Source organism: Chondromyces apiculatus DSM 436 (assembly GCF_000601485.1).
Lineage (GTDB): Bacteria > Myxococcota_A > Polyangia > Polyangiales > Polyangiaceae > Chondromyces > Chondromyces apiculatus.
Window position 1 is genome coordinate 41675 of sequence record NZ_ASRX01000071.1, and the last position, 14944, is coordinate 56618.

Genomic DNA, 14944 nt, shown 5'->3' on the forward strand with positions numbered 1-14944 from the left:
GGCGTCGATACGCTCAGGTGTCGAGCCCCAGCCGCTTCAGGCGGTAGTAGAGCGAGGTCCTCTGCATGCCGAGGTAGCGGGCCACCTCCGCCTTGTTGCCGTTGAACCTGGCCATGGCCGCGAGCAGCTCCTGGCGCTCGACGTCCTCGAGCTGGGCGGTGAGGTGCACCTTCGAGGCGTTCGACCCCCTGCCCTGGGACATCGGCGGGCTGCTCTGAGGGATGGGCGGGACCGACGCTGCTGTCTCCTCGCCGTCCGGCGCCGGAGGCGGGGCAGGGCGAGAGGAGGTGCGGGAGGCGTAGGCGAGGTGCTCGGGCTGGATCACGTCGCCTCGTGAGAGGATGGCGGCGCGCTCCACCACGTTCTCCAGCTCGCGGGCGTTCCCGGGCCAGCCGTAGGCCGTGAGCTTGGCGAGGGCCTCCTCCGAGAGCGACGTGGCAGCCCGCGCGTTGCGCCGCGCGTACTTGCGCAGGAAATGCTCGGCCAGCACGCGGATGTCCCCCCGGCGTTCCCGCAGCGGCGGCAGCCGCACCGGGAAGACGCTGAGCCTGGACACGAGTTCGGGCAGCACTTTGCCCCGCTCCCACGCCTCGGCGATGCTGGAGGTCAGCGAGACGATGATGCGCACGTCCACCCGGAGGCTCTCGGTGGCGCCGACACGCTCGACCTCTCCGTCGCTGAGCAGGCGGAGGAGACGCGCCTGGAGCGAGGGGGTGAGCGGCCAGGGTTCGTCGAGGTAGATCGTCCCCCGGTGGGCGAGCTCCAGGCGCCCGGCCCGGTCGACGAAGGCGCCCTCGAAGGCACCCCGCCGCCAGCCGAACAGCTCCCGCTCCAGGGCGAAGGCGTCGACGCGGAAGGCGGCGCACGTCACCCGGACGAACGGGTGCTCCTCGCGCGGCGAGCCCACGTGGATGGCGCGCGCCACGACGTCCTTCTCGCAGCCCTGCTCGCCCTCGATGCGCACGTGGGTGGCCGTGGGGGCGACCTCCTCGATGCGGCTCATGACCTGCTTGAGGGCGGGGCTGTCGCCCGCGAGCTCGCCGAAGTCGATGGGGTCGCGCTGCTCGCGCTCCAGGTAGCCGGCGTAGAGAGAGAGCTGCTCGCGGAGCCTGCGGTTCTCCCGCAGGGTGGAGAACACCTGGATCCCCTGGCGGAGGATGGCCGTGAGCTCCTTCGAGTGCCAGGGCTTCTGGACGTACCGGTCCACCGCGCCCGAATTCACGGCGTCGACGAGCACGGGGATGTCCGCGAACGCGGTGAGCAGGATCCCGAAGGCGTCCGGTCGGCGTTGCTTGGCGCGTTCGAGGAAGTCGATGCCCTCCATGCCGGGCATCCGCTGGTCGCTGATGATCACCGCCGGGTCGATCCGGTCGAGCATGTCCAGCGCCTGCGCGCCGCCCAGCGCGTAGTGCAATCGGAACGTCCGCCTGAACGCGAACCGGAAAGCATCGAGGTTGTCCTGCTCGTCATCGACGACGAGGACATCGAAGCTGCTCAAGTCAAGGTCGAGCATGGGCGCTCCCCCCATAGCCCTACTACAGATGCGGCTGCGCAGGGGGTGCCGCCGCCCCGTGTCAAGGCCAGGCCGCCCCGGGAGGGAGGTTGGCTTCCCTTCTGGTGCTCCCCGCGGACAAATCCGCACGGGCCCGTGGTCGTGTCGACGGCGGGATCGATTTCTGCGCCGCTCCCGAAATCCGCGGTAAGCTCCGCCCCAGCCTGGGAGGTGGGCGGGGCTCGGTGAGCTCCACCGCGGAGGAAGACGGGATCATGCTCGAGGATGTCATCAAGGATCTGCGCAGCGCGAACGAGAAAGCCATCGAGGCGCTCCGACGCGATCTGTCGAAAGTGCGCACGGGGCGCGCCCACGCCGGGATGCTCGACAGCATCCGGGTGGACTACTACGGCGTCCCCACGCCGCTCTCCCAGATGGCCACCGTGAGTGTCCCGGAGCCGCGCTTGATCACCGTCAAGCCCTGGGAGCAGAGTCAGACGAAGGCCGTCGAGAAGGCGATCCGTGAGGGGGAACTCGGGCTCAACCCGCAGACCGACGGGGTCCTCATCCGCATCCCCATCCCCGCCCTGACCGAGGACCGGCGCAAGGAGATGGTCAAGCTGACCAAGCGCTCCGGCGAGGACTGCAAGGTCGCCATCCGCAAGAACCGCCGGGACGCCAACGAGATGATCGACGCCTTCGACAAGGACGGCAAGGTCAGCGGCGACGACGCGGAGCGCACCAAGAAGAAGGTGGAGGACATGATCGCGGAGGCCACGAAGCAGGTCGACACGATCATCGCCAGCAAAGAAAAGGAGATCTTGGAGGTGTGAGCCCCTGCACTGGTCCCCGCGTCTGCTGGCATCCCGGAGACGGCGCCGCGGTTTGACACACATCCGGACACATGAAACGAAACGTTCTCCCGAGCCTCCGACCCGGAGCCATCCCGAGGAATCACGAGGTGCTACGTGCTGTCGCTTCAGGGCTGACTGACGTCGGCCTCCAGCGCGATCACAACGAGGACAGCTACGCTGTACTGTCCGAGTATGATCTGTTCATCGTCGCCGATGGCATGGGCGGGCACCGCGCGGGCGATGTCGCGAGCCGCATGGCCACCGAGTCGATCGCGGACTTCTTCCGCACCACGGCCCGGGAGGACGCCACCTGGCCCTTCCACTTCGACACCAGCCTGTCCGAGGAAGAGAACCGGCTCGTCGCCGGCATCCGGGTCGCGAACCGGCAGATCTTCGAGCGCAGCCTGCGCTCGCGCGACTGCGCGGGGATGGGCACCACCGTGGTCGGGGCCCTCTTCTCTCGCAAGAAGAACCGGCTCTACGTGGGGCATGTCGGCGACAGCCGCGCCTACCGCATCCGGGGTGGGGTGATCACCCAGCTCACCCGGGACCACTCCCTGTTCAACGACTACATCGCGGCCATGCCCGATCTGACCGAGGAGCAGCGCGCGGAGCTCCCTCGCAACGTGATCACCCGGGCGCTCGGCATGCAGGACAACGTCGTCGTCGACCTGATGAACGACGACCCGCAGACGGGGGACGTGTTCCTGCTCTGCTCGGATGGCCTGAGCGGCATGCTCGCCGACGAGCAGATCCTCGAGATCGTCGAGTCGACGGTCGACGTCTCCGAGGCGTGTCGTCTCCTCATCAGCCGCGCCAACGAGAACGGCGGCGACGACAACATCACCGTGCTGGCGATCCGCTTCCAGGAAGAGGAGCCGCTCGTGGACCCGCTCGACGCGCCGACCGAGCCGGAAGGCATCCCGGTGTACGAGGCGGAGCTTCCACCGGCGTCCGAGCAGGTGACGCCCACTGCCCCGAACACCGCCCCGGTCCCACCCTCCTCCCCCGAAGAGTCCTGAGCCGCGCGTCAGCGACGGGCGACGCCGGGGTCCCAGCCTGGCGCCGGCGACAGGTCACGCCGTCTCTCCGAGAGATAGCGCCCGCCGGGAGCGCAGGGGCGCAGGGGGCGTAGGAGCGCGGAGGCCGACGAACCGACGGATCCCTGCTCCAGCGGTGCAGGCCCTACTCTTCCTCGCCCGTGTCGCAGTTCTCGAAGAGCGCGTAGCTCTCGCTGATCTTGCAGGGATTGTTCATGGGGGGGGTGAGCATGCGCGAGCACTCGAAGGCGACCCAGATCTTGCCGCCGGTGACGCGCTGGTCCTCCGACCGGCCATCCGGGAACCAGAAGGTGCAGGGCACCGTGCTGTCCGAGCTGACGCTGCCGCTCGTCAACTCGGCCGAGCGGAAGTTCACACTCCCGGAGGCCGGCGCAGCCTGGGAGGCGCTCGGCGAGATGGAGGGGATGTTGAGCCGGAGGATGTTCGCCCCCTGCACGGCCGAGGCGCTGACCTTGAAGGGACCGGCCCCGGTCACTGAGCACTCGATCTCCGCGCCTTCCTCGCCATCGACGAGCTTCGTGCCGGGGTCGGTCGCGGTGGGGCTGCCGACCTGGGCCCTGTGGCTCCGGATCGGACACTCTTCCACAGGAGAGTCCACCCAGTTGACGTCGAAGCCGCCTCGCGGCGTCGGCGGCACCGGATCGCTGCATCCGCAGACCAGCAGGGAGAGAACTCCGAGAACGGGGGCCAGATCGAGGCGGCTCAAGCTCATCACGCGCTCCATGAGTCGAAGGCGACACCGAAGCGCCGCTCTTCGCTTGTAGCGCACTCGGGTGAGCGCGGGCAAACCCTACCGGGATGCACGCCCGAGCGCCTGCGCGATGTCCCCCCAGAGATCGGCCTCGGCTTCGAGGCCCACGGAGAGCCTGACCAGCCCGTCCGAGATCCCCAGCGCCGCGCGCGCTTCGGCCGGTATCGAGGCGTGGGTCATGATGGCCGGGTGCTCCGCGAGCGACTCCACGCCGCCGAGGCTCTCCGCGCAGGAGAAGATCTGCAGCGACTCCAGGAACGTCTCCGCAAACGGCAGGCCGCCCCGCAGCACCACGGTGATCATGGCGCCCGGCCCCTTCATCTGCCGCTCCGCCAGCGCCCGGTCCGGGTGGGACGCGAGCCCGGGGTAGAATACCCGCTCCACGGCCGCATGCTGCTCCAGCCGTGAGGCGATGGCGGAGGCGGAGGCGGACTGTGCCCGCACCCGCACCCCCAGCGTCTTGAGCCCCCGCAGCACCATGTAGCAATCGAAGGGGCTCGGGATGGCGCCGATGGCGTTCTGCAGGAACCCGAGCCGCTCCGCCAGCGCTCCGTCCGCCGTGACGAGCGCGCCGCCCACCACGTCGGAGTGACCGTTCAGGTACTTCGTGGTCGAGTGCACCACCACGTGGGCCCCGAGCTCCAGGGGCCGCTGCAGCACCGGCGTCGCGAACGTATTGTCGACGACCAGCGTGATCCCCCGCTCCCTTGCGATGGTCGCGAGCGCCGCGACATCGAACACCTTCAGCATCGGGTTGGTGGGCGTCTCGAGCCACATCATCCGGGTCTTCGGGGTGATCGCTTCCCGGACGGCGTCGAGGTTGCGCAGGTCCAGGAAGCGCGACCCGATCCCCATCGGCCGCATCACCTTGTCCAGGAGACGGAAGGTGCCCCCGTACAGATCGTCGCCCGCGAGCACCTCGTCCCCAGGCTTGAGCGTGTGCAGGAGCGTGGCGGTGGCCGCGCTGCCGCTGGAGAAGGCCAGGCCATGCGTCCCTCCCTCCAGCGTCGCCAGGCAGTCTTCCAGCGCCTTGCGGGTGGGGTTGCCGCTGCGCGAGTACTCGAACCCCTTGTGCTGACCGGGCCGCTCCTGTGCGAACGTGCTCGCGAGCACGATGGGCGTCATTACGGCCCCGCTCACGGGGTCCGGGGGCTGGCCAGCGTGAACGGCGAGGGTGTCGAGGGCGAGTCCCTGGTAGCTCCGATCCGGCTTCATCGCGGCCACCTTATCACCGCACCTCGCCCCCGTCGTCCAGCGCCTCGACCAGCACCCGCGCGCTCTCCGGCCTGTCCGCTGGATCGCGCTCCAGCGCCCACAGGAGCGCCGCGCGCGCACCCGGTGTGAGCACCCCCTCCGACCGCAGCGCATCGAGCGACAGCCCGTGCTCCCCGATCTCGGCGAGCGCGGCGGCCTCGCTCTCTGCGCGGACCAGCGGCGCCCCCGTGACGAAGGCCGCGAGCACCGCCGCGAGCGCATACACATCGCCCGTCTGCGTGGGCTGCGACTCCCCCCGCGCCACCTCGGGCGCCACGAACGGGAGGGTGCCGCGATCGGCCGTGAGGAGCCCGGCCTCCATCCCCGCAAAGCGCGCAGCGCCGAGATCCACGAAGCCCACCTCCCCGATCGGTCCGAGGATCACATGATCGGGCGAAAGATCCCCGTGCGCCAGCCCGAGCGGCCCCCCACCATCCACCCGCTCGAGCGCGTGCACCTCGGCGAGCACCTCGATCGCTGCCCGCACCACGTGGTTCACGAGGAGCCGCGGCGGCTGCCGTCCCCGCGCCTGCCACCCCTCCCGCACCATGCGCAGCGACGACCCCTCTTGCCGGCTCTCCAGCACGAACGGCCCGTGCCCATCCGACCCCACCCCGAGGAGCAGCGGCAGCGCCGGATGTCTCCCCAGCGCCAGGACCTTGGCCTCCCGCACCAGCGCTGCCCGCGCTGCCGGCTCACGGAGCGCCCGCCCGTTCAGGCGCTTGCAGACGATCGCGCGGCCTCCTTGCCGCACCACGGCCACATCGAAGACGCTGCCAGCGCCGAGGTGCTCGACGAACTCCGTACCTTCCGGGGCGGGATACATGACCTCTCGGACCGATCCTGACGGGACTCACCGCGGCCCTGCTCGCGGCTGAGCGGTGACGCCCCGTTCGTCGACCATCGCCGTCCGGAGCACCACCACCGCGAGCGTGGCGCCAGTGCGATCCGAGCCGTACCCCACCCGGCCCTCGCGCGCCATACCGACACCAGCGGAGCCACCCGAAATCGCTACGCGTCGCCCCGGTCGGCCTCTCCGCGCGCCCACTGGTCATTTCGAGCGCATTGCCACCCTCTCGCGCGACGCAGGTGAGAGGCTGCATACGCACCGGGCGGCGATTGCATTGCATTCGTTCTTCGGCGGGAGCAACAGCCGACCCCTGCTGGACTCGGAGTAATGTTGATCCTAGTATGGGTTCAGGGGCCGGAAGCCAGGGTGGCGCGAGACGTCCACTACCGAAGACGTATGCCTACGTCATTCGACTGCCCTGATTTCGTGGCGGATGGAAGTGGAGAATTTGAGAATGAGCAAGCTCGGAAGGTTCATCTACACAGCGCTCGCTGCGCCATTCTTTCAACTCATTGCCACGGGGTGTCTCGAAGCACCGCGCGACATGCGCGACATGCGCGACGGGGACCAGGGTGAGGCCGAGATTCCTCCTGATGGCGACCGGCGCGCGCCTCGCGCCGATCTCCCGAAGCTCCGGATCCCGGAAGGCGCATCCCTGCTCGTCGAGGGCAGGTACATCGTCACGCTGCGCGACGGCGAGCTGCTCGAGGGCGCAGATCCCGCGGAGCGTCTCCTGAGGCCCCAGGAGACGCAGGAGCCTCACCGCCGCGCCGAGCGCCTGCTCTCCCGCCTCGGCCTCCAGCGGACCGCGCTCCGGCATGTGTACCGGGGCGCCTTGAACGGCTTCGCTGCCGACATGACCGAGGAGGAAGCCCTCCGGCTCGCGGAGGATCCCGACGTCGATTACATCGAGCAGGACCAGGTGATGCACGCCAGTGTCGTCTGGGGGCTCGACCGCATCGACCAGCGCAACCTCCCGAGGGACGGCACCTATGCGCCAGGCTATGCCGACGGCGCGGGTGTCCACGCCTATGTCCTCGATACCGGCATTCGTGCCACGCACACCGAGTTCACGGGCCGCGTCGGCGCTGGCCGCGACATCGTCGGCAACGACGCGAACCCTGCCGATTGCAACGGCCATGGCACCCACGTCGCCGGAACGCTCGGAGGCGACACGGTCGGCGTCGCCCCCGGGGTGACCCTCCACGCCGTGCGCGTCCTCGACTGCGACGGCACCGGATCGAACGCCGACGTCATCGCCGGCATCGACTGGGTGCGGCTGAACCACGTGAAGCCTGCCGTCGCCAACATGAGCCTCGGCGGCGCCTCCTCCCAGGCCCTCGACGCCGCCGTGGCGGCCGCGATCGGCGCCGGCGTGACCTTCGTCGTCTCCGCGGGCAACGACGGCAGGAACGCCTGCTCGGCCTCCCCGGCCCGGACCCCGGCCGCCATCACCGTCGGCTCCACGTCCTCCTCCGATGTCCGCTCGTCGTTCAGCAACACGGGCCCGTGCCTCGACCTCTTCGCCCCCGGCGCCGGCATCCAGTCCGCCTGGTACACCGGCAATACCGCCTCGAAGGTGCTCAGCGGCACCTCCATGGCGAGCCCCCACGTGGCTGGCGCCGCCGCCCGGGTTCTGTCCAGCAGCCCCACCGCGACTTCCCAGGAGGTGCGCGACGCGCTCGTCGCCAATGCGACCCCTGACAGGGTGCGCAACCCTGGCAGCGGCTCCCCGAACCTCCTGCTCTACGTCGGCGCCGACGTGGACGAGACACCTGCTGCCGCGGGGACCTTGCAGAATGGCATCGCCCGGAGCGGCCTCGCCGCCGCTGCTGACGGCTGGACGCATCACACCCTGGTCGTCCCTGCGGGAGCGGCATCCCTGCAGTTCCAGATCTCCGGGGGTACGGGCGACGCCGACCTCTACGTGAAGCATGGAACCCAGCCCACCCTCACCCTTCACGATTGCCGACCCTATCTCGTGGGCAATGCCGAGCTCTGCACCTTCGACGCTCCCCAGGCCGGCACGTACCACGTGTCGCTCAGGGCCTACGAGGCCTTCGCGGCCGTGACCCTCGTCGGCACCTACGCCGCTGCCGGTCCCTGAACCGGCCCCTGCACCAGCCCCGGTAGGCCGGGACACCGCACCCCCGAAACGACGGGTTCCCCGCGACATGGAGGCATTCCCGGATGCCTCCTCGTCCGTCGCCCACCCCTCGAAGAGACCGTAATGCCGATCGCGCCCTGACATCCTGCGCTGCTGGCGTGCGTCACCGGTGCGTCGTCCACAACAGCATGGCGGTATGCCCGCATGGGGCGTTTGCGCAGCCGAGACGCATTCATCCAGCGGCACGCGTCCTTGCCGCCCAGCTCCCACTCCTCGGCGCGCGTAACACCCATGATCCTGACCGGCCGGTCACCGTGCACTCCGTCGGTCTGGATACTGACGCATCAAGCCATTAACGCGAGCATCCATGACCCGGCACGGTTATCCGTGCTGTGCAAACGAAATTTTGAAACGTTTGAGTCTGAATTGTGCGTACCGCTGCGCGTTGGTCTATCAATTTTGGAACCGATCAAGTATCTCGCTATTCCGCATCGTCGCACCGGTTGTAGGTGCTCGGACGAGGCATACGTAAAGGAGTCGGGTGCATGATCTCTGCAGGGTCGAAGAAGAGCGGCGGTCTTATCCTGAAGCTTGCTTTGGTTGCGTGCAGCGCCACCCTGGCCGGGGTCGGCTGCGTCGCTGATGTGGGCGACGAAGGCGTCGAAGAGGTTGGCACCAACCAGATGTCCTGGGAGGAGTTCCGGGCGAGCGTCTTCCAGGAGGAAGAGTCCGGCGTCTTCATCGTCAATGGCGACGAGATGATTGCCGACGTCAAGCTGCTCCGCGAGTTCTACGAGCAGCACGTGCGCGACGGCGCGCTGATCGTGCACAGGGTCGGCAGCGCCGACGCGAAGTGGAACGACACCCAGAAGTTGAACATCACCTACTGCGTGAGCACCACCTTCAACGGCAACTACAATGCCGTCGTCGCGGCGATGAACAGCGCCACGACTGCCTGGGAGAACGTGGCGAACGTCAATTTCGTCCACAGCTCGAACCTCGATAGCAACTGCACCGCGAGCCAGTCCGGCGTCGTCTTCGACGTCCGGCCTGTGAATGTCGGCGGCCAGTACCTGGCGCGCGCGTTCTTCCCGAACGACGCCCGCTCGGCCCGCAACGTGCTCATCGACAACACGGCATTCGGCAGCAGCGGGGATCCCTCCCTGACCGGCATCCTGCGCCACGAGCTCGGCCATACCCTCGGCTTCCGGCACGAGCACACCCGCCCCGAGTCGGGCACCTGCTTCGAGGACAACAACTGGCGCGCGCTCACCACCTATGACCAGTCCTCCGTCATGCACTACCCGCAGTGCAACGGCATCAGCAGCTGGGCCCTCAACATCTCCACCAAGGATGCGCAGGGTGCGGCAGCCCTCTACGGCGCGCCTGGCGGCGGCGGCAGCGGCGGCAGCGGCGGCAGCGGCGGCGGCGCGACCACGGAGAACCTGACTGGCAGCGTCGCCGCGGGCGTGTTCAGCCACCTCGGCTATGCCGACGTGAAGCCCGGGACCGCGTTCACGGCGTCGATGACGGGCACCGGCGATCCCGACCTGTACGTGCGGTGGACCTCGCAGCCCACCACGACGGCCTACACCTGCCGTCCCTACCTCTCGGGCGCCACGGAGAGCTGCAACCTCACCGTGCCCGCCGGCATCACCAAGGCTTACGTTTCGGTGCGTGGGTACTCTGCCGGTACCTACAACCTCAACGTGACCTACACGGCTCCCTGACGTTCGTTCCCCTCCCAGCCGCGCTGGAGTGACGTCTTCGCGACGCTCCTGCACCTTCAGCGCCAGCGCGGCCTTCTCCTCCCCCCCGCTTCCGAGCCGCCTGAACCTGCGCGGCCTCTCTCCCCCCATCGCGGCCTTTCTCCCCGCCAGCGCGGCTCCTCCTGAGCCCGCGCTCTCTGCGCGGGTTACGCCCCGCTTCCCCGCCCCCGCCATTCCCGCAGAGCGCCGCGTTCGCCCTCCGCCAGAGGATTCCAGCGCAGTCGCGCTCTGGCTTTCGTGGCCACGCGAATTTGGCGCCACCATTCTGTCTTTTCTCGCCTACACAATTGCTCACACTTGATTGCTTGTAGGTGCTCTTCGGCAGGCGTATTCGTCTCGGCGTCTGCGGCGAATCGCGCTCCACCCCGCGCTGTGGGGAGAGCGCCCGAGCGCCGCGGCGCGTCGGACCTGTTCCCCACAGTCGACCCTCTTCTCCAGGGCTTCACGGGAAGTCTCTGGGACCGGCATGTCCGGAGGGGTCGACCTGGCGTCGGGGAGCGGTCCTCGTCCATCGCATCGTGTGAGAACCGGAGGAGCGTGCCGTGATGAATCGAAAGCTGTGGCGGGGCCTGGCGGTGGTGTGGGCTGCGAGCACGATTGCTGCGTGCCAGAGCACGGACAACGGTGACCTGGGGGTGCAGGGCAACGACCTCGACGTCCAGGTGTTCCTGGACGCCCTGCCTGACGCGCGCGTGCTGGACCGAGACGAGGCCGGCACCCCGAGCTTCGTGGCTGGATCGCTCGGCCAGATCGCGGTCGCCAAGGACCTCGACGCCACGAACCTCAGCGCCGCGCTCGCGGCGATCGCCCCGGCGCTCCGGGCAAATCCCGCGGAGCTCACCCTGCGGCGCGCCCAGACCGACCGGATCGGCGACCACCACTTCCGCTTCAAGCAGACCAAGAACGGCCTCCCGGTCATCGGTGGCGAGCTGATCCTGCACGTGCGTGACGGCGAGGTCTTCGCCGCGAACGGCCGCGCGCGCTCCGACCTGCCCGCCGCCACCAAGGCGAGCATCCCCGTCGCGGATGCCCTCGAGGTGGCGCGCGACGACGTGAGGCTCGCCGAGGCCACCGTGGCCGAGAGCGCCCCGCTCGCCTACTACCTCGGCGAGGACCGCCTCGACCTCGTGTACCAGGTCGAGCTGACCGGCGCCCTCGAAGACGGCACGCCGGTGCGCGACACCGTGCTGGTGAACGCGGTGGACGGCTCGATCGCCCAGCGGATGCCGCACATCCACACCGCGAAGAACCGCAAGGTCTACTCGGCGAACAACGGCTCGAGCACCCCCGGGACGCTGAAGCGGAGCGAGGGCCAGGCCGCGGTGAGCGACACCATCGTCAACACCAACTACGACCGGCTCGGAAGCGTCTACGACTGCTACAGCACCCTTTTCGGCCGTGACTCCATCAACGGCTCGGGGCTGACCCTGATCAGCACGGTCCACTACTCGAGCAACTACGTGAACGCCTACTGGGACGGCACCCAGATGGTGTACGGCGACGGCGACGGCGTGACCGCCTCGAGCCTCGCCACCTCCATGGACGTCACCGCCCACGAGCTGACCCACGGCGTCACCGAGTACGAGTCGAACCTCACCTACTCGGGCGAGTCCGGCGGCCTGAACGAGGCCATGAGCGACATCTTCGGCAACGTCTGCGAGTGGTTCCGCGACGGCCAGGTGGTCAGCGCCAACACCTGGAAGGTGGGCGAGGACGTCTGGACCCCCGCCACGTCGGGCGACGCCCTCCGCTACATGAACAACCCCTCGCTGGACGGTGACTCGCTCGACTACTGGACCAGCTCCGCCGGATCGGTGGACGTTCACTACAACTCGGGCATCGCCAACCTGGCGTTCTACCTGCTGTCCCAGGGCGGCACCCACCCGAAGGGCAAGAGCACGATCAACGTGACCGGCATCGGCATCGCCAAGGCTGCGCAGATCTTCTACCTGGCGAACACCAACTACCTCAGCGCCAGCTCGAAGTTCGCCAACGCGCGCACCGCCACCGAGCAAGCCGCAACCCAGCTCGGCTACACCGCGGCGGAGATCAACGCGGTGTCCAGTGCCTGGTACGCGGTCGGCGTCGGCAGCGCTCCCAGCGGCGGCGGCGGCGGCACTGGCGGCAGCGGCGGCACCGGCGGCAGCGGTGGCAGCGGCGGCAGCGGCGGCAGCGGCGGCTCGACCACCACCACCGTCACGGGCACTGTCGGCTCGAGCAGCACGCTCACGCAGGTCGGCTCCTTCGACGTGACCGCCGGGACGACCTTCGTTGCCGCGATGACGGGCACCGGAGACCCCGACCTGTACGTGCGGTGGGGATCGGCGCCCACCTCCACCAGCTACGCTTGCCGCCCCTACCTCTCCAGCGCCACGGAAACCTGCTCGCTCACCGTGCCTGCCGGCACCACCAAGGCGTACATCGCGGTGCGCGGCTACTCCGCCACCAACAACTACAGCATTGCCGTGAGCTACACGCCCCCCGCGGGCGGCGGCGGCACTCCCCAGAGCACCACGGTCTCTGGCAGCGTCGCGGCCAGCGCAGCCAACAACCACGGCCCCTACTCGGTCAAGGCGGGCACCACCTTCAAGGCCGTGCAGTCCGGCACCGGAGACCCCGACCTGTACGTGCAGTTCGGCGCGGCCCCCACCGACACCGCGTACGCCTGCCGCCCCTACCTGAGCGGCGCGGCCGAGACCTGCGAAGTGGTCGTCCCGGCGGGCCAGACCCAGGCCTACATCCGCGTGAAGGGCTACAGCGCGGCCACCTACTCCGTGGCCCTGACCTACACCGCGCCCTGACCTACACCGCGCCCTGACGTCCCTCCCTCCCGCCGCGCTGGCGTGACCTGCCTCCGCAGCCCCTGCGCCTGCAGCGCCAGCGCGGCTTCCCGCGCGCTATGATCGCCCGGTGGTCGTGAAATCCACCCCCGATCTGCCCGACCCCTGCCCCCTCTGCCAGCGCCCGAACCACCACCCTTCGGACCATCACCTCGTGCCCAAATCACGAGGTGGCCGGGTCACCGAGACCATCTGCGCCGACTGCCACCGCGGCATTCACGCCACCTTCACCAACAAAGAGCTTGAGAGCACCTACAACACGGCCGAGGCGCTCCTCTCCCACGAAGGCTTCCGCGCCATGGTGAAGTTCATCTCCAGGCAAGACCCTGGCGGCAGGGTCCGCGTGCGCGTATCGAAGGCCCGGCGCTCCCGCTGATCTCACCCCGGTGCTGCCTGCGGACACGGCGCTGACCCAGGAGAGACACCCATGACCAGCATCCTCGACCACGTCACCTTCAGCGTGCGCGACTACGCCGTCTCCCGCGCCTTCTACGAGAAGGCCCTCGCCTCGCTCGGCATCAAGCTGCTCAGGGAGTATGGCCAGTTCGGAGGCTTCGGCCGCACCAAGCCCGAGTTCTGGATCGCCCAGGGCCCGGCTTCCTACCAGCAGCCCGAGCACCTCCAGACCATCACCCCGGTGCACGTCTGCTTCGCCACTGCGAGCCGCGCCGAGGTCGACACCTTCCATCGCGCCGCCCTCGACGCCGGAGGCAAGGACTTCGGCGCCCCGGGCCTGCGCCCCGAGTACCACCCCGGCTACTACGGCGCGTTCATCCTCGACCCCGACGGCCACAACGTCGAGGCTGTGTGTCACGGCGGGTGAAGAGCGACCCGGCCCTCATTCCATCAGAGGGCTCGTCTCTCCTCTGCTCGTCCACTGAAAGTACCGGAAACCTGGGGTGAGTAACGGGACTCGAACCCGCGGCAACTGGAGCCACAATCCAGTGCTCTACCACCTGAGCTATACCCACCAGACGCCGCCAGAAGCAGCAGGGCAGAGAGCATACTCAGATCAGCTCGGAGTGCAATCCTCTTGATCGCGCTTCTCTGCGATCGCTCCGTATACCTGAGCTTCACACCTGAGCTTCACACCTGCCCTGCGGCTCAGAGCGTCGTCCAGTACCGCTGCGCATGCCGCCGCGCCCGGTCCAGCTCGAACCGATGCCGTGGCGTCACGGGCCCGTGTGCCTCCACATCCTCGCGCGGACCGGCAACCTCGCCCCTCGCCGCCTCTTCTCCCGCCGCCGGCATGGCCCTCGGCGTGGACCCCGTCGCCGCGTTCAGCGTCGCCGCGATCGACTCCTCCAGCGCTCCCAGCGAGTAGCCCCCCTCCAGGAACAACCCCAGCCGCCCCTCTGCGCTCTTCGCGGCTGCCTTGCGCAGCTTCGCCGCCATCGCCCCGTACCCCGCGGCCGTGAGCTGCATCGCCGCCAGCGGATCCCGCATGTGCGCGTCGTACCCTGCCGACACCAGGATCAGCTCCGGCGCGTACTCGTCGAGCACCGGCAGCACGATCTCATCGAACGCCGCGCAGTAGACCGCGTCTGTCGCGCCCTCCGACAGCGGCACGTTCACCGTGTACCCCTGCCCCTCGCCCTCGCCCACCTCCGTGGTCAGCCCCGTCCCTGGATAGAATGGCCACTGGTGCAGCGACACGAACAGCACCCGCGGGTCACGCCAGAAGATGTCCTGCGTCCCGTTCCCGTGGTGCACGTCCCAGTCCACGATCGCCACCCGCTTCAGCCCCTTCTGCAAGGCCGCGTGCGCTGCGATCGCCACATTGTCCAGCAGACAGAACCCCATCCCCACCCGCCGCGTCGCGTGGTGTCCCGGCGGCCGGAGCAGCGCGATCCCCACCGAGGAAGCCACCGCGGCGCCCTCCCCACCAGCGCTCCTTGCGCTCCCCGCGCTCCCTGCGCTCCCCGCGCCTCTCATCCCCGCAGCCCCCGCAGCCCCCGCAGCCCCC

Annotated in this window: 13 protein-coding genes and 1 tRNA gene; 7 read left to right on the plus strand and 7 right to left on the minus strand. The window is 69.0% G+C overall.

Going from position 1 to position 14944, the window contains the following annotated elements; all coding sequences use genetic code 11:
• Positions 1-13 precede the first annotated feature (13 nt).
• Complete coding sequence (locus tag CAP_RS34365; protein WP_044248682.1) at positions 14-1513, minus strand: sigma-54-dependent transcriptional regulator; 1500 nt, start codon at positions 1511-1513, stop codon at positions 14-16.
• A 254-nt stretch (positions 1514-1767) separates the two neighbouring features.
• Here CAP_RS34365 and frr point away from each other — a divergent pair, with 254 nt between their 5' ends.
• Together frr and CAP_RS34375 are read left to right on the plus strand one after the other, a co-directional pair.
• Positions 1768-2325 carry a ribosome recycling factor gene (frr, locus tag CAP_RS34370; protein ID WP_044248719.1) on the plus strand — a complete coding sequence of 186 codons (558 nt, stop codon included), beginning with the start codon at positions 1768-1770 and terminating at the stop codon, positions 2323-2325.
• Between the two features lie 128 nt (positions 2326-2453).
• Entirely contained in the window at positions 2454-3368 is a 915-nt protein-coding gene (locus CAP_RS34375) for a Stp1/IreP family PP2C-type Ser/Thr phosphatase (RefSeq protein ID WP_231511853.1), read from the plus strand.
• A 163-nt stretch (positions 3369-3531) separates the two neighbouring features.
• Here CAP_RS34375 and CAP_RS34380 read toward each other — a convergent pair whose 3' ends face one another.
• From CAP_RS34380 to CAP_RS55320, 4 genes are all read right to left on the minus strand, one after another.
• Positions 3532-4119, minus strand: a complete 588-nt coding sequence (locus CAP_RS34380) for a hypothetical protein (RefSeq protein ID WP_052376515.1) — start codon at positions 4117-4119, stop codon at positions 3532-3534.
• Positions 4120-4197: 78 nt separating this feature from the next.
• Positions 4198-5373, minus strand: coding sequence for a trans-sulfuration enzyme family protein (locus CAP_RS34385; RefSeq protein ID WP_044248684.1), 1176 nt, complete (start codon positions 5371-5373; stop codon positions 4198-4200).
• Between the two features lie 13 nt (positions 5374-5386).
• Positions 5387-6238, minus strand: a complete 852-nt coding sequence (locus CAP_RS34390) for a protein kinase domain-containing protein (protein ID WP_044248687.1) — start codon at positions 6236-6238, stop codon at positions 5387-5389.
• Between the two features lie 27 nt (positions 6239-6265).
• Positions 6266-6394, minus strand: coding sequence for a hypothetical protein (locus CAP_RS55320; RefSeq protein WP_269324900.1), 129 nt, complete (start codon positions 6392-6394; stop codon positions 6266-6268).
• Positions 6395-6716: 322 nt separating this feature from the next.
• Here CAP_RS55320 and CAP_RS34395 point away from each other — a divergent pair, with 322 nt between their 5' ends.
• The 5 genes from CAP_RS34395 to CAP_RS34415 all read left to right on the plus strand — a co-directional run bounded on the left by CAP_RS34395 (position 6717) and on the right by CAP_RS34415 (position 13801).
• Positions 6717-8369, plus strand: coding sequence for a S8 family peptidase (locus CAP_RS34395; RefSeq protein ID WP_052376516.1), 1653 nt, complete (start codon positions 6717-6719; stop codon positions 8367-8369).
• Positions 8370-8914: 545 nt separating this feature from the next.
• Positions 8915-10099, plus strand: coding sequence for a matrixin family metalloprotease (locus tag CAP_RS34400; protein WP_081865559.1), 1185 nt, complete (start codon positions 8915-8917; stop codon positions 10097-10099).
• Positions 10100-10683: 584 nt separating this feature from the next.
• Positions 10684-12939 (plus strand): M4 family metallopeptidase, encoded by a 2256-nt coding sequence (locus CAP_RS34405; protein WP_044248690.1) that lies wholly within the window; start codon positions 10684-10686, stop codon positions 12937-12939.
• A gap of 109 nt (positions 12940-13048) precedes the next feature.
• Entirely contained in the window at positions 13049-13354 is a 306-nt protein-coding gene (locus CAP_RS34410; RefSeq protein WP_044248692.1) for an HNH endonuclease family protein, read from the plus strand.
• A 60-nt stretch (positions 13355-13414) separates the two neighbouring features.
• Positions 13415-13801 (plus strand): VOC family protein, encoded by a 387-nt coding sequence (locus CAP_RS34415; protein WP_044248732.1) that lies wholly within the window; start codon positions 13415-13417, stop codon positions 13799-13801.
• Positions 13802-13873: 72 nt separating this feature from the next.
• Here the strand turns inward: CAP_RS34415 and CAP_RS34420 are convergent.
• Together CAP_RS34420 and CAP_RS34425 are read right to left on the minus strand one after the other, a co-directional pair.
• Positions 13874-13949: transfer RNA gene (locus CAP_RS34420), tRNA-His, on the minus strand.
• A 133-nt stretch (positions 13950-14082) separates the two neighbouring features.
• A partial coding sequence (locus CAP_RS34425; RefSeq protein ID WP_044248734.1) for a histone deacetylase family protein occupies positions 14083-14944 on the minus strand: 862 nt, incomplete at its 5' end.

Bases quoted from the DNA above. Each gene is read 5' to 3' on its own strand.
- CAP_RS55320 (WP_269324900.1), bottom strand. From the start codon at position 6,394: ATGGCGCGCGAGGGCCGGGTGGGGTACGGCTCGGATCGCACTGGCGCC.
- frr (WP_044248719.1), top strand. From the start codon at position 1,768: ATGCTCGAGGATGTCATCAAGGATCTGCGCAGCGCGAACGAGAAAGCC.
- CAP_RS34385 (WP_044248684.1), bottom strand. From the start codon at position 5,373: ATGAAGCCGGATCGGAGCTACCAGGGACTCGCCCTCGACACCCTCGCC.
- CAP_RS34390 (WP_044248687.1), bottom strand. From the start codon at position 6,238: ATGTATCCCGCCCCGGAAGGTACGGAGTTCGTCGAGCACCTCGGCGCT.
- CAP_RS34405 (WP_044248690.1), top strand. From the start codon at position 10,684: ATGAATCGAAAGCTGTGGCGGGGCCTGGCGGTGGTGTGGGCTGCGAGC.
- CAP_RS34395 (WP_052376516.1), top strand. From the start codon at position 6,717: ATGAGCAAGCTCGGAAGGTTCATCTACACAGCGCTCGCTGCGCCATTC.
- CAP_RS34365 (WP_044248682.1), bottom strand. From the start codon at position 1,513: ATGCTCGACCTTGACTTGAGCAGCTTCGATGTCCTCGTCGTCGATGAC.
- CAP_RS34400 (WP_081865559.1), top strand. From the start codon at position 8,915: ATGATCTCTGCAGGGTCGAAGAAGAGCGGCGGTCTTATCCTGAAGCTT.
- CAP_RS34380 (WP_052376515.1), bottom strand. From the start codon at position 4,119: ATGAGCTTGAGCCGCCTCGATCTGGCCCCCGTTCTCGGAGTTCTCTCC.